The organism is Psychrobacillus sp. BL-248-WT-3 (genome assembly GCF_012843435.1).
GTDB lineage: Bacteria > Bacillota > Bacilli > Bacillales_A > Planococcaceae > Psychrobacillus.
In genome coordinates this window covers 14764-36486 of sequence record NZ_JABAFC010000007.1, presented here as the reverse complement: position 1 = coordinate 36486, position 21723 = coordinate 14764, and the positions used below count along the sequence as shown (strand labels likewise).

Here is a 21723-nt window from a genome sequence, read left to right as displayed (position 1 = left end):
ACACTTAACTCTGCCTTTGGAAATATACCTCTTCATAAGGTTGTACAATAACAAAGCCGTCTCCTTGGAACTTCATTTGAATCGACTCTCCACTACCTCTACCCACGAAGGTTTTAAAGTAGACGTCTGTTTGGAAATCAGGCTGAAGGTTGCCGGACCAAGCCACGGTAGCATTAGGATCTGTAAAAACAGGCTTTCCTGGAGTCACACGCAATGTAAGAGGCTCGTAATGAGATGTAATAGCCACTAAACCAGTTCCTTCACACTTTACATTAAACAAGCCCCCAGACATCATTCCTGCCACTTTTTTCATGATTTTAATATTATGCTTAATCGTAGGCTCAAAAGCTAGCAAATCATTCCCATTTACAAAGATCGCTTCATTTTGTAGATGAAGGATAATGATTTTCTTTCCACTGTCGGCAAGATATAACTTACCATGGCCATTTGCCTTCATAAGCGAGGCGCCTTCCCCTGTTAAAGCTTTTTTGAACATTGCACCCATCCCCTGCTCAAAAACGCCCTCACGCTCAAACTTAATCTTTCCATGATAAGCAACCATGGATCCTGCCTTTGCCCAAACTAGCCCCTCCAGATTAACCTCCAGTAGACGTTCTGTTTCTAATTCAAAAAAGCCTTCTCCCTTATCTTCCTGCTCCGTACTTTTTATAAATTCAGCTATTGAATATCTACTCATCAACAAACACCCCTTCTACTTATCATATACGTTGAAGATTCAAACTATGATTTAAATCGATTAATAAAATCTATAAATCTAGCATGATATCCATGATCTTGCTACTGATATCACGATGGACGCTACTATCAAAGTTTAAAAGAATGGCGATGCCAATACTTTCCTCTGGTACTAATGATATTAATGCTCTAACTGCCATTTGCCCTCCGCCATGCTCTACTATGGTATGGCCCTTATAATCCTCTATAAACCACCCTAGCCCATAAAAGCATGTATTCGTCTCGTTATCCCAGTCTTGAGAAACGCGACTCTCTCGACTTTGCATTTCCTTTTTTGAAGAAACGTCAAGTAACTGGTTAAATTCTTTGTTCAAATGAAACAACATATAGGCTGCCAAATCTGTTGCGGTAGAGTAAAGGAAGCCTATCGGAGCAGCCAATGAATTCGTTGGATAAGGTGTTTCAATTTTATCAGGCCCCATATAATATTTAGCATAATTGTCATCGTCCATTATGATACGGACATCTGCCGTAGTTCTCTTCATTTGTAATGGTGTAATAAACCGATTTTGAAGGAAGGATTCCCAGCTTTCACCTGTAACCTTCTCTATCAAATCTCCTAAAATAACATAAGCATCCGTACAATAGTTCCAAGTATGTCCAGGAGGGTAATCTAACTCAACCTTGCGAAACCATCTAGTGATATCCTCTCTACTATGGATACTAGTTACCTCTTCTTCTTTTAACCGATAATGGGCTAAAGCCTCACTCCATTCAGTTGGTGTATCTGAATAAATCTCCCTTACATTTGGCGCAACCAAATTGGCTATCCCTAAATCTGCTGGGAAACCAGAAGTGTGACTTAATACTTGCCTTACTGTGATATGATCACTCGAGCCTTTCTCTTTTGTCCGAAAGTAGGGCAGATAATGTACGATAGGCTTATCTAGATGAATCAAGTCCTCTTCGACTAATTTCATCATACATACTGAAACAAAATTTTTAGTTACACTCTGAATACTCATATACGTATTTTCATCAATTAATTTAGGGGTAGGTTCCAGCTGAGCGTATCCATAGCCTTTAGCAAAAATTAGTTTCCCATTTTTAACAATAGAGACACTAATTCCAACTCCTTGTTCTTCTATAACTCCATTTATTAAAGCGTCTATTTCTTCTAGTTTAGTATTTATTGTTTTCATATTTTCTCCTAAACTTTTACTTTATTAACCGGTTTAGTTCTCGTTTACATAAAAGCAGACTTCTTATCTTTTTTCTTCTTTTAAAATGACTGATTGTTATATCGATCTACTTCTCTATCTGAGTTGGCTTGGGCAGCTACCTGATTCATTGTTTTCTTATGCTCCAGATTATATTTTCTACTACCTAAACGATCCACAAGATAGGCAGCTAGTATGATACCTAAAAAAAAGCCCCAAAAAACCCACATAATCCAGTGCATGACACCCTCTCCTTCTACACGCTAGTATACATACGTTTGAATATTTGGAAAGTTTCAATTATTATAACTGAAATTAAGAAAAGAACCCTATCGCTAGGATTCTTTTTTAAAACTCCTTCAGTAAGTTCATCTCTTTTTTATATCCAATAATAACTTTGATGGTTAAAATAATCCAGAAAAACGTCATAAATGTTATAAGGTACTTTAATACAATAGTAAATGTAGACGAAGGCATATCTAATACCCACTGCATATACAAGGATTGGCCTAAAACTAGTAATAGGAATAGAGTGATTGTTATATTCATTTTAAATGCTTTTTTTATTTGCTGTCGTTTTTCTGCTATATCATAAGTGAACGAAGGTTTAGGTGCTTGCTCACTATAAGGCATTGACCAGATAGAGTAATTCAGCACGGACATATTGGACGTATACTTAAGCTTCCATCCGATTTCCTTGTGAAGCGTATAATAATCGGATTTCAGCTTAGGTTCAAAAGTAACCTCATATGCTATTTTTTCATGCTTAGAAGGAACAAAAGTAAATATGGCAGCATATACGCGATCAAGCTCATAGCCTTTCCTGTGCATTTCATCTAACCACTTTTTAGTTTGAAGCGGTTGATACATCCATGCTAAACGGATTTTCCTTATTCTCTTTCTACTATTTTTGACCTCTTCGTTAAGATTAAACATATATTTTTCATATGCTCTATAGGATATAAAGACAAAAATCGTAACACTTGCTAATAGTAATAATATAAGTAACGGAATAATAATAGATGCAAAGTTAGGATTATTATCATCAAATGATTTTAAAATCAAGAAATTCACGGGACTTGTGGATAAATAAAAGATGGATATGATCAAAAATAAATATGCATGTAATCGAATCCGTTTAAACAAGCTATCGCTAGATGGATAAAACGGAACATGAGATGCTTCATTTTTGAGAATACTCCATTTACCCGCCTTTAATGGATCTCGCCAGCCGGCTTTTTGTAACCGATCGGGTAAACTGCAAGATTTGAATTGTATCGAATAGGTTACTTTGCTAGGTGTTGTTTTATTAAATGTAAATATACGTGTGAATCTATTGAAATCTTTTAACATAAAACCTTTCAAAGCCATGCTTTCTAGCCATTTCTCGGTCGATTGTATACGGTAGCTCCAAAACCATCTAAATCTCTTCATCAAACTCCCCCTTATAAAGCGAAATATTGTTTTGCACTTCCTGTAACCTCTCCATTTCCTTTCGCATAATCAGTTTACCTATTCCTGTAATTTCATAAATTGTTTTTCTTTTTTCATCTGAAAAGACAGTGATCATTTCATCTTTTTGCATTTTAGTGAGCGTTCCATAAATCGTTCCCGAACCTAGATGAAGCCTTCCATTTGTCAGCTCTTCTACTCTTTTAATAATTCCGTATCCATGACGTGGTTCTGTCAAAGAAAAGAGGATATAAAATGCGGTCTCCGTCATCGGTATGTATTTCTTAATTAACTTCTCCAAGCTGCTCCACCCTCTTTATAATATGTCACATCATGACTATATCACAACGTGACATATTAGCCAATATGTTTTTAACTGATTATTTGTTTATTTTACAAAGTAGTAAATATTACCTTTTTCGATATTTCTCTCATAAATAATAGTTTAAAGTTCATACTTAAAATAGTTTATTGAATCGGGAGGTATCTTTTTGACTACTAAAAATTCGGCCGTATCTGTATTTGCACTTGGTGGTATAAATGAAATCGGAAAGAATATGTATGTGATTGAATCATACGATGATATTGTGATTATTGACTGTGGTGGTAAATTTCCAGATGAAAGTCTTCCAGGTGTTGATTTAATTATTCCTGATATTACATATCTGCAGGAAAATGAAAGCAAAATACGTGGATTAATCGTCACCCATGGACATGAGGACCATATTGGAGCAATCCCTTACTTTCTAAAGCAGCTGAATGTGCCAGTCTATGCCACAAACCTCACACTTGGTCTAATTGAGATTAAGTTAAAGGAGCATGGGATTCTTAGGGATAGTAAGCTATTTTTGATAGATGAGGATAGTGTTTTAAGGCTCGGTACCATACGGACAACCTTCTTCCGAACAAGCCATAGTATACCAGATTGCTTAGGAATTACTTTTCAAACTCCATTAGGCACAATCGTTCATACGGGAGACTTTAAGTTTGACTGGACTCCCGTGGATAAACAAGCTGCAGACATTCATCGAATGGCGGCAATCGGTCAAGAAGGTGTGCTGTTGCTTCTTTCTGAAAGTACGAATGCAGAGAGACCTGGCTCCTCCCCTTCTGAGAAGCTTATAGAAGAGCATTTAGATGAAACCTTTAGGAAGGCAACGCGTAAAATTTTTATTACGACCTTTGCTTCCAATGTTCATCGTGTACAGCAAATAGTAGACGTTTGCATTAGAAACAATAGAAAGATCCTCTTACTCGGTAGAAGTATGGTGAATGTCGTTCGAGTTGCTATGCAGCGTGGGTATTTGAGAATACCGGAGGGAATGTTACTGGAGGAAAATGAGGTGCCAACCATGTCTCCCGAGGAAGTGACGATTCTTTGTACTGGTGGACAGGGTGAGCCTATGGCTGCTCTTTCAAGACTGGCAAGCTCTAGGTTTCGTAAACTCGAGGTTCATCCTGAGGATACCGTAATCTTTTCATCTAGCCCCATCCCTGGTAATGAAACGAATGTCACAAGGGTAGTCGATAATCTGTTAAGATTAGGAGCTAACGTGATTTATGGCTCTGGAAGCAAGACTGGTATGCACGTTTCAGGTCATGCTTACCAGGAAGAGCTGAAGCTCATGCTTACATTGATGAAGCCAAAGTACTTTGTCCCGATCCATGGAGAATATCGCATGCTCCATATACATCGCGAGCTAGCACAGTCCGTGGGTGTTAAACGATCTAATATTTTTCTACTGAACAATGGAGATGTTGTAGATATTGTAGATACTAATGAGGTCATACAAACGCGGTCCGTAGAAGCAGGTGATGTCTTTGTAGATGGATCAGGCATTGGAGATGTTGGAGAGATTATTCTACGTGATCGAAGAGTTCTTGCTGGAGACGGGATGGTTGTGATCGTCATTAGTATGCAAAAAGGATTGAAAAAAGTATTAAATGGACCTGATACTCTAACTCGAGGCTTTGTATATGGTCCAGACTCTGAAGAGCTAATCAATTTAATCAATCAAACCGTTCGTACAACAGTAGAAAAATGGGATAACAATAAGAATCAGCGTACACTCAAAAAGAATATTAAAAACTCGGTAGAAAACCTAATATATGCTCGTACAAAGAAAAAACCCATGATTCTGCCAATCCTTATTGAAATATAAACACACTAGCGCATCCTAACTTATAGTAGGATGCGCTTTTTGAAAAGTATTTTGATCTACCCAAAAGCAACATCTAGAATCATCATGATTGTAAATCCGATCATCAAGCACACCGTTGCTAAATCACCATTCCCATACTCCTGGGAGCCGGGAATTACCTCCTCCACCACAACAAAAATCATTGCTCCAGCTGCGAACGCGAGTGCAAAAGGTAGAATAGGGGACATAAAGGAGACTGCAAGGACACCGACTACCGCAGCTATCGGCTCGACCATTCCGGAAAATTGCCCATAAAAGAAGCTCTTTCTACGAGACATGCCATCTCTTCTCAAAGGTAATGCAACCGCTGCACCCTCCGGTAGATTCTGAATACCAATGCCTATTGCTAATGCTAAGGCTGCAGTTAAAGAAGAGGTATCTAGTCCTGCTGCTACTGCCCCAAAAGCAACGCCTACCGCAAGACCCTCTGGGATATTATGAAGGGTGATCGCAAACACAAGCAACGTACTTCTTCTTTTGCCTTTAGGTTTTATCCCTTCTGTTTGGTTCGAGTTCGAGGAAGGATGCATATGTGGAATGAGTTTATCGGCGAGCCACAAGAAGAATCCACCTAGTAAAAATCCGGTAGCTGCTGGAAACCAGGCAGGGAATGTCCCTTCCTTTGACATTTCAATAGCAGGAGCAAGAAGCGACCAAAAGCTTGCCGCTATCATGATTCCTCCAGCCGAGCCAAGCATGCCATCCATTAACTTTTGATTTACTGATTTTGTAGTGAAAACTAGAGCTGCACCTAATGCTGTCATGCCCCAAGTAAATATAGTCGCTAACAATGCCTGCAATACCGGACTGAGCGTAGATATGTAAGCAATCATAAGACCTGTCCCTTCTTCATGTTCTTCTACTATCGTATGATTGACTATACATTTTTATCTTTAAACAAGTCCGTTGTTTGTTACTAAATATTTGAATACAAAAACGCCGAGCAGGTATTAAACTGCTCGGCGCTTGTTCAATCTATTTCTTCCAGTCACTTGCTAGCATACCGTAGACCTCATGATCCACATAATGATCGTATAGCCATTCCGATTGACGAATGGTGCCTTCATGAGTAAAACCAAGCCTTTCAGGAATTGCTCTGCTTTTCTTGTTCTCTACTGCAGCGCGAATTTCTACTCGATTCAATCCTAAATCGATTAAAGCATAATCTACAAATGCTTTTACGGACTTCGTCATGAGTCCATTACCCACATAATCTTCGCCCAACCAATACCCGATGCTTGTGGATTTGTTATTCCAGTCTATTTTATGAAATCCGATAACACCTGCAAGATTGCCTTCATACCATATTCCTGCTTGGATTCCATTGTTTTCGCTGAACTGCTTCATCGTCGATTGGATGAAGTTCTCCGTATCAGCAACCGTTTTTGTATAATCGATAAACGGTAGCCATTCTCTTAAAGAATTCTTAGACCCTACAGTTAAATAGAACAATTGTTCGGAGTCTCGTAAATCTAGCATTTTTAGTGTAATTTTGTCATCAATTGCATATGTAAACATAATATATCCCTCCTTATAAAGAGTATAAAATATTTTTAGAATAATAGAAATAGTTTTTGGTTTACATAATAAAATTATAATAAAAAATGGTTACCCATATTTCATGGATAACCACCATTTAGTTTAACTTAAACTGTACTATCTTTTATAATTGCTTTTTGTGAGATTGCACAAGAGTTACGAACCACAAGCTGATGTGGAATGATAATGCGCTTTACAGGTTCGTTCTCATTCTCCAGTATTTGAATTAAGCTTCTGGCTGCCTGATAACCTAACTCCACAATATTGATATTAATGGATGTCAACGGTGGTCGAGACATTTCTGCAAACAACGCATTGTTGAAGCTTATGATAGAGACCTGGTTTGGAATGTCGATTGCCATTTTCGTAAGCGTGTTAACTACACCTAAGGCCATCAAATCATCCGTTACGATTAAAGCGGTTGGAGAAACACTTGCTGAGAATAGTTTGTTGACCGCTTGCTGGCCACCTTCTCTCAAGAAGTATTCAGAATGAATGATATAGTCCTCTAATAATGGCAGATCTTCCTCGCTCAAAGCATTCTTATAACCTTGAAGTCGGTCCAATGTAACGGTTAGGCTTGGGCTACCTCCAATGAAACCAATATGCTTATGTCCAAGTCCTATCAGATACTCAGTCGCCTCTTTAGCTGCTAGAAAGTTGTCATTATCTACATGAGTTATTTTTTCTACATGCTCAAAAGGCTTACCGATCATCACAAATGGGAAATGGCGTGTTCTTAAATAACTTAAAATCTCATCATTAACACGAGAGTAAAGAAGTATAATTCCATCCACTCTGCCGCCTTGGACCATCTGTACTACTCCATCAAATAGTTCTTCTTCTGTCGTTCCAGTTGTCATTTGAAGGGCATAATGTTTTTCATGCACACCATCGCTTAGTCCGTGCATAACCTCTGCAAAGAAAGGATTTTGAAAGAAAGCACCTGAAGAAGGCGGTAATACCAGGCCAATTACTTTCGTGGATTGATTTGCTAGACTTCGAGCAATAAAATTAGGATGATAACCTAGCTGCTCCATTGCTTCTCTTACACGCTTCTTAGTTTTGTCACTAATGCGGGGATTATTGGCAATTACCCGAGAGACCGTCGAGGGAGCTACATCTGCTAATTTTGCTACATCTTTAATCGTAACCGCCAAAGGAATTCACCACTCTTTTTCTGTTTTCTTCAATATTCTTTAGAATATCATTATATAGATAAGGAAAGTTATTAACTAGTCTATATAGAAGTTAAACCTATTATTTAGACAGATATACTCTTGTCTCGTAGGGCTTTAAAGTCGCCTTTTTTGTTAATGTTTGAGGTGCCCCCTCAAAATTACTTAGCACGAGGCGATAATCCTTCTGCTCCACCTCATGAAGGTCCAGTTCTACTGTCTTGTTACGGAAATTGCATAGAATAACCGCAAATACATTATCTAAGTATCTTGTATAGACATATACATCTGGATCAGTTTCTAAAAGAAGATCATATGCTCCATAAACAAACACTTCATGTTCCTTGCGAAGCTTAATCATGCTTTTAAAAAAGTGGTAAATAGAATGTTCGTCCTTTAATTGAGCCTCTACATTAATGGAGGAATAGTTTGGATTGACTTTCATCCAAGGTGTACCTGTAGTAAACCCGGCATTATCTGTGTTATCCCACTGCATTGGAGTTCGTGAATTATCTCTTCCACTAGTCCAAATAGTTTCCATCACTTCAAGATGTGGACGACCCTTTGCTATTTCTATCTCATAGAAGTTACGCATACCAATATCATCGTAATCATCTATAGAAGGTAGTTGGACATTTGTCATACCAATTTCTTGCCCCTGGTAGATGAAAGGTGTGCCCTGCATAAGGAAATAGCAGGCCCCAAGCATTTTAGCACTCTCATTCCAATATTCCTGGTCATTTCCCCAGCTAGAAACACTTCTTGTTTGATCATGATTTTCTAAAAATAGCGCATTCCAGCCTCTTTCATGGAGTCCCTTTTGCCATTTTGTTAGCGTCTTTTTTAGACCAATGACATCCACAGATTTATTGGCATCCTTGTTCCAAAGCCCTAAATGTTCAAATTGGAAGATCATACTAAATTTCCCGTTTGACTCACCAACCCATTCATCTGCCTCTTCTATACCAACACCATTAGCTTCTCCAACCGTCATGATGTCATATTTAGAGAACGTTTCTTCCTTTAATTCACTTAGGAATGTTTGAATGCCTGGTTGGTTTGTATGCATATCAAAAGAGGAAACAAACTGCTGTCCATCCGGATTTGGCATGTCTGGAAAGCCTTCTCGTTTTTTAATATGACTGATCGCATCTACACGGAAACCATCTATCCCCTTATCCAGCCACCAATTAACCATCTTATATAATTCCGTTCTTACTTCTTCGTTTTCCCAATTTAAATCTGGTTGTTTGATCGCAAAAAGGTGCATGTAATATTGTTCCGTTGCCGTATCATATTTCCATGCGCTCCCAGAAAAAATACTTTCCCAATTGTTTGGTGGCTCCGTTCCTTTGCCATCACGCCAAATATACCAGTCTCTCTTTGGGTTATCTTTAGAGGACCGTGACTCTATAAACCATGGATGCTCATCACTTGTATGATTGATAACAAGGTCTAAAATAAGCTTCATACCTCGTGCATGCGTTTCTGTTAATAATTCATCAAAATCCTTCATATCTCCAAATTGCTCTGAAATCCCTTGATAGTCGCTAATATCGTAGCCATTATCCGCATTTGGGGATTTAAAAAAGGGAGATACCCAAATGACATCTATTCCTAAATCTTTTAAGTAATCAAGCTTTGTTATGATTCCACGCAAATCTCCTATGCCATCACCATTGCTATCCATAAAGCTTCTAGGATAAACCTGATAGCTGACCGCTTCTTTCCACCAATTTCGATTCATATAAAAAATACTCCCTTCGTTATGAGTTGTGTACATCTATCCCATAACTTTTAGACTTTCTTTTAAAGCTTCTTTCAGTCCTTACAATCTAGACCGTTTGTTCACTTCTTTAATTCCTAGTATAAGAATAATGATGAATGACACAATTACTGCAGATGAAAGAACTATAAATAACCAGTTAGGTCCTGGCTTCTCAGCTAGCTCGAAGATTTCTGCTTGACCACTCTCTAATTTAATCGAGTATTCATTCCCATTCGACTTAACGATAGCTTCAGTGAGCTGGCTAACTAACCGTTTCCCATTTTCAAGCTTATCCTTAAGCACAATGGTTTGATCACTCGACATGTTGTTTATGGCAACAACAATTGTCTCTCCATCTAGTTTTCTAGAATAAACTGCGGTCCCTTCTTCTTCATATAGCAGCTCCATCTCACCATTGGTCAAAGCTGGATGCTCTTTTCTTATTGCTCCAAGCTTTGATATGTAGTCAACTACATTTTTTTCTGTATTAAAATCCAGCATACGACGATTATCCGGGTCATTTCCTCCATCCATCGCCATCTCCGTACCATAATAAATGATAGGCACTCCAGGAGCGGTATATAGAAAGGTGAGACTTTGCTTAAGCTGAGTCAAAGGATTTTCTTTTTGATTGATCACCAGATGACTAAACCTTGTCATATCGTGGTTATCGACAAACTGTCCAAGCAAATGGGACCGATCAAAAACCTTCTCGTTTCTTTCAGCATTGAGAACAGCCAGCCAAGTGATTGATTTGATCTCTCGAAAGCAGTGCGCAGACTACCATTTTGGGAAAAGTCAAAAAAGCTATCTATTCCTGTCTCCTCATAGCTGGCAACGACATTTGGATTGTCATGCCACACTTCCCCTATCAAATATAAGTCTTCCTTTTCAGCCTTTACAGCAGAAACGAATTCTTTCCAATAATCCTTTGATACATGTTTGACTGTATCTAAACGGAAACCATCTATATCTGTTTCTTCTATCCACCATTTCGCTGCATCTATTAAATAGGCAGCTACCTCTGGATTGCTTTGATCTAAGTCTGGTAAATCATATAGCCAGCCATTTTCTACTTCCTGCTGGTCATTCCAATTAGTTATGGGTTGTTGGGGATGAAACCAGTCTTCCTTAGAAGGGTCACTTAGCCAGTCATGATTTGGTCCCACATGATTGACAACAAAATCTAAGATAATTTTTATATCTCTTTTATGTGCTTCATCAACAAGGGTCTTAAATTCATCCATTGTTCCGAAATATTCGTTTGTTTTATAGTAATCCTTTGTCCAATAGCCATGGTACCCTTTTGGCATATTTTCAAAGATCGGGGTCAGCCATATAGCTGTGAAACCCATTTCTTCTATATGATCTAGCTTATCCGTAATTCCTTTAAAATCGCCACCATGATAAGCATAAGGGTCATCAGGGTTAGCATCCTTATCATTGGACGGATCACCATTATGAAAACGATCTACCATGATCATATATATAATCTCATCCTGCATCGTACGCTCTCCACTGGCAAAGACTGAAAGTGGCTGGAAGCTAACTAAAAGTATAAGAATGAAAAGTAAATGTCTACCCCTTTTTATAGTCATACACCCCCGATAGTTTCTTTGAACATTATTATCCCTTTGTTCCCCCAGCAGTTAGTCCGGAAACAAAATACTTTTGGAACGCTAAGAACAAAATAGTTATCGGAATTGCGATTAATACGGAGCCCGCAGCAAAAGTGGTGAACTCATTCCCAAATTGCTTAGATACTAGCTCATACAGCCCCACGCCCATCGTAAATTTTTCCTCTGAGCGAAGCATTACGCGAGCCAATATAAAGTCTCCGAATGGAGCGATAAAAGAAAACAACGCAACTACTGAAATAATAGGCTTTGCTAGCGGCATAATGATCTGCCAAAAAATACGAAGGTGTCCAGCACCGTCCATCCTTGCAGATTCATCAAGCTCTTTTGGAATGGTATCGAGATACCCTTTCATTAGCCACGTATTCATCGGTATTTGGCCGCCTGTATAGATTAAAATTAATCCTAAATGAGTGTCTAAAAGACCAGTTCTTTGAGCTAAAACAAAGATTGCAATTAGCGCTGCAAAGTTAGGAATCATTTGTAGCACTAAAAACGTTAGTAGGCCATTTTTGCGTCCGACAAAGCGATAACGTGAGAAGGCATATGCGGTTAGTGATACACTGATGACCGATAAAGCCATCGTGATCAAGCTAATCTTCATTGAGTTGATATACCATAAAACATAATTAGAGTTTTCCATATCAAACAACTCTAAGTAATGCTTAAAAGTCGGGTTTTCAGGAAACATAGTAGACCCGGAAAGACTCTGACCTGGATTTAGTGATGACCCAATTACCCAAAGAAGCGGATAGATAACGACTAGAGCAGCTACTAAGAGAATAAAGTACGAAAGTGTCAGTCTAATAATTTTCTCTGTTTTCGTATTCATATCACATCATATCCTCCTCTTTGAATGAGTTTGTACGTTTGAACTGCCATAAAGCAACGGCTACTACAACTAATGATAAAAGCATCGTGATTGCTGCAGCTTTACCATATTGAGCAGAAGTCATCGTTAGCTTGTAAATCCATGATATTAAAATATCTGTTCCTCCGGCATTTTGGCCAGGTAATGCAGGCCCACCGCCGTTGAATAAGAAAATAACATTGAAGTTATTAAAGTTAAACGTATATTGCGTGATAATAATAGGAGCAGTTGCATATAAAACCATCGGCAAAGTAATGCTTTTGAACTTTTGCCAAATAGACGCTCCATCTACGTTAGCTGCCTCATATAGTTCATCAGGAATTGATTGCAGAACACCTGTAGTCATTGCAAAAACAAATGGGAATCCAAGCCAGGATTGTATTCCTATTAATGCAATACGGGTCCACATTTCAGAAGTCATCCACGGAACAGGGTCAATACCAAGAAAGCTTAAAATTCCATCGTTAATAACCCCGAATGATTCATTGAACATACCAGAAAATATTAAGATAGATATAAATGCTGGGACTGCCCAAGGAAGTATTAAAATAGTACGGAAAACTGCTTTTCCTTTTAAATCTTTTTGATTAATGACAACTGCAAGGAATATACCAACTGCAACCTGGAGTGTTGTAGCTCCAAAAGTCCAAACAATCGTCCATCCGAGCACGCTGAAGAATGTAGAGCGCCACAATTCTAATTTAAAAATGTCTATATAGTTTTGTATACCAACCCAGTCCACTAGCTTTGCAGGTGGCGTATGATACAGGTCATAGTTTGTAAATGAAAGAAGGATAACGAAAAAGATTGGGAAAATAACTACAAAGATTAACAGTAAAAATCCAGGGGAAATCATTAAATATGGAAAACCATTATCTAATAAGTTATGGTACTGCTCTCTTACGCTATTTAACTCAAAGCCTTCATCTCTCTTTTTTCCATTGTTATAGGCATCATAAATATTAAAAGCATATATACCTAACCCGATTGCTGCTACGAGTAAGGCAATAACTCCATCAACTAAAAGGAACACGGAATGATCTAAACCTGGAATTTCTCCAAGCGTAATTAGTCCCCAAAAGCCCCAGTTAAGGGTTTGATAGAAGCTACTGAAAAAAGCTACTGTTAAAACTAAGAAAATGATTCCTTTAACATACTGTTTATTATAAAGCTGACCCATACCTGGAATAATCGATAAAAGCCCAGCAGTTTTTCTATGTTTGTTTGTGACATTATTGTCCATCGCTAAAGCGGCCTCCCTCTTTCCTTTGAAAGGAGAATTTCTTTTCAAAATTATATTATATATAAGCAAAGCCATGTTCCCATGATAGGAAACATGCCTTTGCAATTTAAATCATCAGTTAGGGTGATTTGTTTCAATATTTGTTTTGATGTTTTTAACTGCATCATCCATTGCTGCTTGTGGCTCTGCTTTTCCTGTTGCAATAGTTTGTAGTGCTGATGCTGCAGGACCCCATACCTCTGACATTTCTGGAATGTTTGGCATTGGTACTGCATATTGAGATTGAAGTGCTACTGCTTTCGCCCCTTCGTTGTCTGCAATAATCGGATCGTCGATTAATGTTTTAACTGGAGGAATTTCTTGTGTTGTTTCAAAGCGAATTTTTGCATTTTCTTCATTTGTTAACCACTCTACTAATTTTGTAGACCAATATTTGTGTTCAGTGAATGCTGTTACATGCCACCCTTTAACTCCCATGAACGTTTTCATAGGTTCACCATTAGGAAGCTTAGGCATTGCAGAAATACCGATGTCAATTCCAGCATCCTTCATGCTTTGGAAAGACCAAGGACCATTCATAACGGAAGCAATTTTACCTTCGTTAAATAGTCCATCTCTTGTAGAACCACCGCTTTCCCCAATAATCCCTTTAGGGAAAAGACCTTCTGAATACCATTTTTGGATATAAGAAGCTCCTTCAACTGCTCCTTCGTTGTTTAAACCAATGTCGTCTCTATCAAGAGCGCCATCATTTTCTTTGAAAACGTATCCGCCCATACCAGCAATTACACCATGTGCAAAATAGAAGTCATCCCAAGTTGCAATGAAGCCAAACTTTTTACCATCTGTAAAGCCTTTAGAAAACTCATAAACATCATCCATTGTTTCTGGTGCTTCTGTCATAAGAGCCTTGTTATAAATAAATACAGGTGTTTCCGTTGCTTTTGGAAGCCCGTAAAGTTTTCCATCATATTTTTGTGCATTTACAGAAGACTCACTAAATGTAGAAAGTACTTCGTCACTTACTTCAATTTCTTGAAGAAGCCCTTCTGTAACTACCTGACCAATTTGGTCATGCGGCAAAGTAACAACGTCAGCACCAGTTCCTGATGGACCATCCATACGTAGCTGGTCGCGCATCTTATCTGCCATTCCTAATTCTTTAAATTCTACTTTAATCCCATATTCCTTTTCAAAAGACTCAATTGCAGGTTTTAATGCTACAGATTTATCTGTATCTTCCCATACAACAAGTTTTTCAGGCTTTGCTGGTTCTTCCGTGTTGCCTTCACTTTCTTTTTCACCTGTGTTAGATGACCCTGTGCTTGTTTCTCGATCTGGTCCACATGCTGCTAACATAGCCATCAATAAAACTAGAATCGATAAGAATGATAGTGTTTTTTTCATTTCTTTTAACCCTCCCAATTGTTTATCTCTTTTTCCTAAAGTTGTACAACCGTTTGCACAAATGAATAAATGAAAACGCTCACATAAAATTAGAATATGAACATGCTAATCTACTTATTCTAGCTATTTCTAGTATATTAAGATAAATAGAATCATAATGTTTCAAAAAAATGTTATGAAAGCGATTGCACAACTTATGGTTTTATTATACATTTAAAGTAAGTTTGCACAATACTTTTTTTAATATTTATAAAAAATATTTTATTTCATAATATGAAGTGTGCTGTTCTCACTTCTAAAAAGGAGCAATCATATGGAAAAGTCCGCTGTATTTCATAGACCAGTAGATAACCTAGCTTATTTACTCGATAACAAAACGTTACACATACGATTAAAAACGAAAGCAAATGACCTTCAAGAAGTTTTACTGATTCATGGAGACCCATACATTTGGGCAGATGGTGAATGGATGCATGATATGGAAAGGATGTACTTAGCTGGCACAGACGGCGTACATGATTATTGGGAGATTAAGATTTTCTCAGAAACAAATAGAATCCGATATGGCTTTAAGTTAATTTCTAGTAATGAAGAAGTAATTTATACAGAAAAAGGGTTTTACTCTACTCCCCCTAAAGATTCAGACTACTATTTTTGTTTTCCTTATTTGCACAATATTGACCTTTTTGACGCACCAGCCTGGGTAAAGGACACCATTTGGTATCAAATTTTCCCAGAACGCTTTGCTAACGGTGATCCTTCTATAGATCCTCCAACGGCTAAAGCCTGGGGCAGCGAGCCCCCCGCTATAAACAATTTCTTTGGTGGGGATTTCGCAGGTGTCATTCAGCATTTAGACTATTTGAGTGATTTAGGTGTAAACGGTATTTACTTCACTCCTGTGTTCAAGGCAAGCTCCAATCATAAATACGATACAATTGATTATTTGGAAATAGACCCACAGTTTGGAGACAAAGAATCGTTGAAGCGACTTGTAAAAGAGTGTCATAAGCGTGGCATTAAAGTGATGTTAGACGCTGTTTTTAATCATAGTGGCTACTACTTCCCACCGTTCCAAGATGTTTTAGTTAATGGGGAAAGTTCACGATATAAGGATTGGTTTCATATCCATAGTTATCCTGTTCGGGGTGGTGAAAGACCCAACTATGAGGCATTTGGTTTTGTCGAGTCTATGCCGAAGCTAAATACTGCCAATCCGGAAGTGAAAAAGTATTTAATGGATGTAGGTGCATTTTGGATAGAGGAATATGACATCGATGGTTGGAGATTAGATGTGGCAAATGAAGTGGACCATAAATTCTGGCGTGAGTTTAGGGAAACTGTTAAAGCAATTAAGCCTGACGTATATATTCTAGGTGAAATTTGGCATGACTCCATGCCGTGGCTTCGTGGAGATCAGTTCGATGCAGTAATGAACTATCCGTTCAAAACAAATCTATTTAATCTTTTAGTAAATGAAAGCATTAATTCTACACAGTTTGTAGAAAATATCACAAGGGTTTACTATAACTATCCTAAAAATGTTTTTGACTATACATTTAATTTAGTTGGTAGCCATGACACTGCTAGATTATTAACAGAATGTGACGACAATATAGGTAAAGTGAAGCAAATATTTACCCTTCTACTAACTTTCATGGGGACGCCATGTATATACTACGGAGATGAGATTGGCTTAACTGGTGGTCAGGACCCTGGTTGTAGAAAATGTATGGATTGGGATGAGTCGACACATAACCTTGATTTAAAAAACCACATTAAAGAACTTATTAGTATACGTAAGCAAGAAAGGCTGCTTGCCAACGAAGGCTCAGTTAGGTTTATCCTTCCTACTACTGAAAATGGGATTTTTGGTTATGAAAAATTCGATGAAAAGTATTCTATCATAGTTTTATTTAATCCAGAACGATTGGAGCAATCAGTGGAGTTGGACATAGCTAGTGAGCAGGTGTTGGTGTATAGCGATCCAATGTCTGTCGAGGGCAGTACGCTTACGATTGGAGGAAATGGTTACGTCATTATCAAATCAAGGCTAACGTGATTTAAGCATACTTTGAGGATTTTCCATTAACAGTTAATGCACAGCAAAAAGGTCGGATTCCATCGTTTTGGAATTCGACCTTTTCATTCTGTTAAAATCCTATTTTCATTGGATTATTGAAACCATGTTATTCAGCATTCCTTCTATTATTCTAGCGTTACTATCATTTTTGGGAGCAACCTTACGTACGATAAAGAGAATTTGGTCATAATTTGGGCTCTGTCACATACAATCAATTGATAGACAAATATACAAAACATTATTTATTTATGTATGGAGGTGTAGTCCTTAGATGAGATTCCCGATCCAAGAAAGACGCACTCTATTTCAATGGATAAATATGATAATCCCTTACATTTATACTATTGGAATATTAATCATTGTCGCATGGATGGCCACCTCCTCCTTGCTTATTGGCATTTCTATATGGCAGGAGAACCCCAAGGCATTTTTCCTTCAAAATGCCGAGATTAAAGAAATAGAAGCCGAGCAAGTGATCCAAGACACTGCTTTTTCGATTATCATAAAACCCTTTGTACAATCTAATTTTCATCAGGTCATATTTAGAGGCATCTTTTTGCTTTTTATATGGTTTTTGCTTTTTCTATTGATTCCAGTTGCCTTTAAGAGATTGAAAAGGTTTAAGTTTATGAATTTAGAATTTGAAGTGGATAATATTGAGCAGGCGGCTATTGAAACTGTGGAAATTAGTGGAACAAAGGCAAAGCTCATGGCATATTTTACAGGAGACGATGCCTCAGGTAGGACATTAGAATTTTTGTTCAGATCAGCAATCGATTTCAAAGAGGTCTTGGAGTACTTTTTAGAGGAAACACAAATAGGATACAAAAATTATCCGATTCATGGAGCGTTCTCTTTTCAGGTCTATACAAGAGATACCCCAGAAAAGCTGATTGATTTAATAGAGGAATCGAAGGAAACCGGCGAGGCTGTCGTGTTTAATAAGACAGATGAGTTAAATATATGGAAGAAAAATTTTTTAGTTTACCATTTCACGTATGACGACCTAGAATTTATAACCGTGATTGAAAGCTTTACCTATTCATTTGATATTATTGACAAATATCTCTTTGAGCTGCTTCATAAAACTATTGCAAAAAATATTGAAAACATCGAGTACATGGTAGCTTTAACTAACTCGGAACAAATGGAAAACCAATAAATATTTATTTCTTAAGGAGTGTTGAGTATGCTAAGTGAAAAGGTTCCTATTTGCACGGAAGATGTGAGGAGTCGGGCAGCAAAAAAGCTAAGTGGATTCAATGCATCCAAAAAAAGCAACAAACATGTTAAGACGGTAGCGATTACGGGAGACCTAGTTAAACCAATCCACGTAAAAAAGACAGAGCCATTAGTGAAGAGAATAACTTATTTTCAAAACAACAGTTAGTACCCACTATATTAAAGTGGGTACTTTCTATTTTTTTCTTTGAAATGCTTCGAGTGCTTTTCAGCCATTTCCTGCATTATTGGCGATGGTCCAACCAAGTCTGCTGGATGCTTCACGGGTAATTGGTTTAGCTTTATATCACTAACGTTTTTGAACTTCTCACCCTTTAGTAAACGATTATATATGTCCCTTATTTTCATTGCTTCCCCTCATCTTTTCATATTCCTGTTGTAGTATATTCGTCCATGAAAAAATGACTTAAGTTATCGGTAAAAAAGGATGAACAATTAGTTTACATAATAATATTATAAGTAAATAAAAAGAAAACAACCGTTATTTTGTACCCTTTCTCTTATATTGTCCACAAGACCGATGCCTTTTAAATGTAGTAGAAGAAAAATAAGGATCTTCGCTTTAATCTAATCCATGACTATCAGCTGTAAGAAAAACAGAAAAAATCGAATCCTTATGTAATCGGACTCGACTTTTTCTGTGTTGATTCTAATGCATTACACTACTCCATTACGATCTAAAGGATAAGAAGTTAACAGAATCCAGTGTTTGTCTTTAGGCTATGTTAAAGGTTAGGGTTGATATAAGATGTACTCTTATTCGGGAAGTAAAATTGATTTCCGCGCCAAACGGACGCTGCGCGCGTGGTTGTGACATCCTTATCTGTCTCCCTCATCCCTGCTTATGTCTCCGTTTAACACCCCGAACGATAAATGGAGAACAGCTTTCATTTATAAAGCTCTATTGGTATAAAACACTGTATAAACAAAGCCGTAAAAATGACTCCAACACACTTCATAAATTTATTTATTTCTTAATAGTCATTTAAATTGTACTCGAAATAAAAAGAAATGTTAAGTTAAAATCTACCAATAACCTTAACGTAGCTTTCTTAAAACGATTTTAGTTTACATAATAAAGTTATATGTAACTAATTGATTTGATTGAATGGATTGCTCTCTAAAACTTGTTGTATTTCTTTGTCTTCCACATGCGTATAGATTTGAGTAGTGGAAACGCTCGTATGACCTAAAATATGCTGTAGACTTCTAATATCTGCTCCATGCTTGTACATTATTGTTGCAGCTGAATGCCGTAGCTTATGTGGAGTAATTTTATCATTTTTAAGTCCAGAGTCTACGTTGATCTGCTTCACTATTTTAGCAACGGTTTGTCTTGTTAGACGTGTTCCTTTTTGAGATAAAAATAAGGCATTATTTTCTTTTGCCCCTTGTATCGTTGGTCTTTCCTTCTCAAAATACATTTGAATAGAATTCATACAGGCGTTATTTAAGTATACCGTGCGCTCCTTGTTCCCTTTTCCGACGATTCGAAGGGTTCGATCATGTATCGAATTAAGATCTAAGCTACATAGCTCAGAGACACGAAGTCCTAAATTCAAAAACAGCATAATCATGCAGTAGTTTCTATAGTAATGATTGTTACGCTTGATACCTGCTATAAATTGTTCTGCCTCTACTTGGTTCATGTAAATAGGAGACTTTTTCCCGATTTTAGGGCTTTCCAGCTCATCTGCAGGATTATCCTCCAATAATTTTCGTTTCCCCTTTAAATATTTGAAAAAAGATTTTAGTGTTGCAACCTTTCTCGCTCTAGTTGCTGCACTATTATTTCTCTGTACCTCACAAAATTCAATAAACATATAAAGATCCTCTAATGTGACTTCTCTTATTCGATCTATCTGAATATCTTTAATATCTACTTCTTCTATTTTGTTTGCTGGAATATCCTCGTCCAAAGATTTTATAAAACGTAAGAACAGGCTAATATCATATTCGTACTCTTTTCTAGTTCGAGGAGATTTCCCTTTAATAGTTGTCAAATATACTAAAAAGTCCTTTAATAATCTCGGAATTTCTTGTTGCATTTCGCTCACCTCATAACATCCATTTTATCACAAAATAAGGTTCCCAAATATGAATTTGGGAACCTTTTTAAAATTTATAGTTTTATATTACTTTTACTGGAAAGTTTGCTATCTATTAGGGCGCTTGAGATTAGCTCTGAGAGCGTTTTAAATTATTATTTACGTATAGTAACCCCTAACTGTTCTCTTATTGGAAATTCAGAAAAACTAAGTTGAAAGTTGTAGATATTCCTTTATAGAGTCAAAATCCTTTGAAATATACTGCGCGTTTTGTATAGTTTGGTTATACCAAGTAACTATTTGCTCCTTATCTTTCTGCAAGATCTCTTCTCCTTCTGATTCTTTTTGAACTACGAAATTAACTAAAGCTACTCTATCTCTGTAATACAAAATATGTTGCATGAAACGATCTTTTACTTCTGGATTAAATAACTCCCCCATTTGTATAATTCCATTATTTATATGCTCTTCGGCATAAATTGCTGATGCAGTCACTGCAAGTTCTTCCTTAAACGAGTTACTTTTTACCATTTCATTTTTATATTCCTCACATAATTCTTCTGCTATATGGGCGATTTCTAACAAGCTATTCTTGTTAGGCTCATCTAAACTTTTTTTACTATTAAAAACTTCTGCTATTTCTAGTACTTTTTTTAATTGTTGAGTAATGATATCTATTTTTTCAACATTAAAAGCACCATTATTCAGAATACCTTTTGTTTTTTCAAAAACATATAGTCTTTGAAGATAACCATTTAATAATACTAAACCGTTATATTGTGTAGCGGCATTCATTGGTACACCCCTTTTCTATATTTATTTAGACGCTTCCCTTTATAAGAACCTTGTAAACGAGTATATTCCAAAAAGTGGATTTCAGAATCTATTTACTAATTTTTACGCTAAATAAATAGAGAACTATGACATTTATATGCTTTCTAAGGAGTTAATCAAATAAAAAAATACCTATTTTTCTATATCACATTTCTCCTTCTTCAATTGATATCTTTTTAAAACAGCAACACTTACTGAGCTAAACTTCCCAGTTTCTACAATAAGTAATTCAATTTAAGAAGGCGTTAATCCTTTCCGGATCAATGCCTCTTAATTGAAGTATGTTAGTTCATATCATTTGTAA

At 37.0% G+C, this 21723-nt stretch carries 19 protein-coding genes and 1 pseudogene; 4 read left to right on the top strand and 16 right to left on the bottom strand.

Annotation, left to right across the window (positions count from 1 at the left end; translation table 11 throughout):
* Positions 1-4 precede the first annotated feature (4 nt).
* From HF876_RS05920 to HF876_RS05900, 5 genes are all read right to left on the bottom strand, one after another.
* Positions 5-697 carry an AIM24 family protein gene (locus HF876_RS05920; RefSeq protein ID WP_169359148.1) on the bottom strand — a complete coding sequence of 231 codons (693 nt, stop codon included), beginning with the start codon at positions 695-697 and terminating at the stop codon, positions 5-7.
* A gap of 70 nt (positions 698-767) precedes the next feature.
* A complete protein-coding gene (locus tag HF876_RS05915; protein WP_169359147.1) occupies positions 768-1898 on the bottom strand; it encodes a serine hydrolase domain-containing protein in 1131 nt (376 codons plus the stop codon).
* Positions 1899-1978: 80 nt separating this feature from the next.
* Positions 1979-2158 carry a hypothetical protein gene (locus HF876_RS05910; RefSeq protein ID WP_169359146.1) on the bottom strand — a complete coding sequence of 60 codons (180 nt, stop codon included), beginning with the start codon at positions 2156-2158 and terminating at the stop codon, positions 1979-1981.
* 106 nt (positions 2159-2264) lie between these two features.
* Complete coding sequence (locus HF876_RS05905) at positions 2265-3350, bottom strand: DUF2812 domain-containing protein (RefSeq protein ID WP_169359145.1); 1086 nt, start codon at positions 3348-3350, stop codon at positions 2265-2267.
* Positions 3337-3639 carry a PadR family transcriptional regulator gene (locus tag HF876_RS05900; RefSeq protein ID WP_169359219.1) on the bottom strand — a complete coding sequence of 101 codons (303 nt, stop codon included), beginning with the start codon at positions 3637-3639 and terminating at the stop codon, positions 3337-3339. The genes HF876_RS05905 and HF876_RS05900 overlap by 14 nt, the downstream gene beginning before the upstream one ends.
* A gap of 220 nt (positions 3640-3859) precedes the next feature.
* Between HF876_RS05900 and HF876_RS05895 the strand changes: the two genes are divergently transcribed.
* On the top strand, positions 3860-5530 hold the full coding sequence (locus HF876_RS05895) for a ribonuclease J (protein ID WP_169359144.1): 1671 nt from the start codon (positions 3860-3862) through the stop codon (positions 5528-5530).
* A gap of 56 nt (positions 5531-5586) precedes the next feature.
* Here the strand turns inward: HF876_RS05895 and HF876_RS05890 are convergent, their stop codons facing one another.
* From HF876_RS05890 to HF876_RS05855, 8 genes and pseudogenes are all read right to left on the bottom strand, one after another.
* Positions 5587-6402, bottom strand: a complete 816-nt coding sequence (locus tag HF876_RS05890; protein WP_169359143.1) for a ZIP family metal transporter — start codon at positions 6400-6402, stop codon at positions 5587-5589.
* 142 nt (positions 6403-6544) lie between these two features.
* Positions 6545-7087, bottom strand: coding sequence for a GNAT family N-acetyltransferase (locus tag HF876_RS05885; RefSeq protein ID WP_169359142.1), 543 nt, complete (start codon positions 7085-7087; stop codon positions 6545-6547).
* 128 nt (positions 7088-7215) lie between these two features.
* A complete protein-coding gene (locus HF876_RS05880; protein WP_169359141.1) occupies positions 7216-8268 on the bottom strand; it encodes a LacI family DNA-binding transcriptional regulator in 1053 nt (350 codons plus the stop codon).
* A 100-nt stretch (positions 8269-8368) separates the two neighbouring features.
* Entirely contained in the window at positions 8369-10033 is a 1665-nt protein-coding gene (locus HF876_RS05875) for a glycoside hydrolase family 13 protein (RefSeq protein ID WP_169359140.1), read from the bottom strand.
* 81 nt (positions 10034-10114) lie between these two features.
* Positions 10115-11652, bottom strand: a pseudogene (locus HF876_RS19345) (alpha-amylase family glycosyl hydrolase).
* A 28-nt stretch (positions 11653-11680) separates the two neighbouring features.
* A complete protein-coding gene (locus tag HF876_RS05865; protein ID WP_169359139.1) occupies positions 11681-12523 on the bottom strand; it encodes a sugar ABC transporter permease in 843 nt (280 codons plus the stop codon).
* A 1-nt stretch (position 12524) separates the two neighbouring features.
* Positions 12525-13805 carry a sugar ABC transporter permease gene (locus HF876_RS05860; RefSeq protein ID WP_169359138.1) on the bottom strand — a complete coding sequence of 427 codons (1281 nt, stop codon included), beginning with the start codon at positions 13803-13805 and terminating at the stop codon, positions 12525-12527.
* Between the two features lie 114 nt (positions 13806-13919).
* Entirely contained in the window at positions 13920-15212 is a 1293-nt protein-coding gene (locus HF876_RS05855; RefSeq protein ID WP_169359137.1) for an extracellular solute-binding protein, read from the bottom strand.
* 313 nt (positions 15213-15525) lie between these two features.
* Here HF876_RS05855 and HF876_RS05850 point away from each other — a divergent pair, with 313 nt between their 5' ends.
* The 3 genes from HF876_RS05850 to HF876_RS05840 all read left to right on the top strand — a co-directional run bounded on the left by HF876_RS05850 (position 15526) and on the right by HF876_RS05840 (position 18685).
* Positions 15526-17274: a glycoside hydrolase family 13 protein gene (locus HF876_RS05850; protein WP_169359136.1), complete on the top strand. Its 1749-nt coding sequence runs from the start codon at positions 15526-15528 to the stop codon at positions 17272-17274.
* 292 nt (positions 17275-17566) lie between these two features.
* Complete coding sequence (locus HF876_RS05845) at positions 17567-18457, top strand: hypothetical protein (RefSeq protein WP_169359135.1); 891 nt, start codon at positions 17567-17569, stop codon at positions 18455-18457.
* A gap of 27 nt (positions 18458-18484) precedes the next feature.
* Positions 18485-18685, top strand: a complete 201-nt coding sequence (locus HF876_RS05840; protein ID WP_169359134.1) for a hypothetical protein — start codon at positions 18485-18487, stop codon at positions 18683-18685.
* Between the two features lie 11 nt (positions 18686-18696).
* On the opposite strand, the gene HF876_RS05835 is transcribed toward HF876_RS05840, so the two are convergent.
* The 3 genes from HF876_RS05835 to HF876_RS05825 form a co-directional block, all read right to left on the bottom strand.
* Positions 18697-18885: a hypothetical protein gene (locus HF876_RS05835; protein WP_169359133.1), complete on the bottom strand. Its 189-nt coding sequence runs from the start codon at positions 18883-18885 to the stop codon at positions 18697-18699.
* Between the two features lie 743 nt (positions 18886-19628).
* Positions 19629-20585, bottom strand: a complete 957-nt coding sequence (locus HF876_RS05830; RefSeq protein WP_169359132.1) for a tyrosine recombinase XerC — start codon at positions 20583-20585, stop codon at positions 19629-19631.
* Positions 20586-20792: 207 nt separating this feature from the next.
* Complete coding sequence (locus HF876_RS05825; protein ID WP_169359131.1) at positions 20793-21380, bottom strand: hypothetical protein; 588 nt, start codon at positions 21378-21380, stop codon at positions 20793-20795.
* Positions 21381-21723 lie beyond the last annotated feature (343 nt).

Excerpts from the sequence above, each read along its gene's own strand:
- HF876_RS05900 (WP_169359219.1), bottom strand. The coding sequence starts at position 3,639 with ATGACGGAGACCGCATTTTATATCCTCTTTTCTTTGACAGAACCACGT.
- HF876_RS05840 (WP_169359134.1), top strand. The coding sequence starts at position 18,485 with ATGCTAAGTGAAAAGGTTCCTATTTGCACGGAAGATGTGAGGAGTCGG.
- HF876_RS05890 (WP_169359143.1), bottom strand. The coding sequence starts at position 6,402 with ATGATTGCTTACATATCTACGCTCAGTCCGGTATTGCAGGCATTGTTA.
- HF876_RS05860 (WP_169359138.1), bottom strand. The coding sequence starts at position 13,805 with ATGGACAATAATGTCACAAACAAACATAGAAAAACTGCTGGGCTTTTA.
- HF876_RS05865 (WP_169359139.1), bottom strand. The coding sequence starts at position 12,523 with ATGAATACGAAAACAGAGAAAATTATTAGACTGACACTTTCGTACTTT.
- HF876_RS05855 (WP_169359137.1), bottom strand. The coding sequence starts at position 15,212 with ATGAAAAAAACACTATCATTCTTATCGATTCTAGTTTTATTGATGGCT.
- HF876_RS05885 (WP_169359142.1), bottom strand. The coding sequence starts at position 7,087 with ATGTTTACATATGCAATTGATGACAAAATTACACTAAAAATGCTAGAT.
- HF876_RS05830 (WP_169359132.1), bottom strand. The coding sequence starts at position 20,585 with ATGCAACAAGAAATTCCGAGATTATTAAAGGACTTTTTAGTATATTTG.
- HF876_RS05835 (WP_169359133.1), bottom strand. The coding sequence starts at position 18,885 with ATGAAAATAAGGGACATATATAATCGTTTACTAAAGGGTGAGAAGTTC.
- HF876_RS05905 (WP_169359145.1), bottom strand. The coding sequence starts at position 3,350 with ATGAAGAGATTTAGATGGTTTTGGAGCTACCGTATACAATCGACCGAG.
- HF876_RS05845 (WP_169359135.1), top strand. The coding sequence starts at position 17,567 with ATGAGATTCCCGATCCAAGAAAGACGCACTCTATTTCAATGGATAAAT.
- HF876_RS05920 (WP_169359148.1), bottom strand. The coding sequence starts at position 697 with ATGAGTAGATATTCAATAGCTGAATTTATAAAAAGTACGGAGCAGGAA.
- HF876_RS05915 (WP_169359147.1), bottom strand. The coding sequence starts at position 1,898 with ATGAAAACAATAAATACTAAACTAGAAGAAATAGACGCTTTAATAAAT.
- HF876_RS05875 (WP_169359140.1), bottom strand. The coding sequence starts at position 10,033 with ATGAATCGAAATTGGTGGAAAGAAGCGGTCAGCTATCAGGTTTATCCT.
- HF876_RS05910 (WP_169359146.1), bottom strand. The coding sequence starts at position 2,158 with ATGCACTGGATTATGTGGGTTTTTTGGGGCTTTTTTTTAGGTATCATA.
- HF876_RS05850 (WP_169359136.1), top strand. The coding sequence starts at position 15,526 with ATGGAAAAGTCCGCTGTATTTCATAGACCAGTAGATAACCTAGCTTAT.
- HF876_RS05825 (WP_169359131.1), bottom strand. The coding sequence starts at position 21,380 with ATGAATGCCGCTACACAATATAACGGTTTAGTATTATTAAATGGTTAT.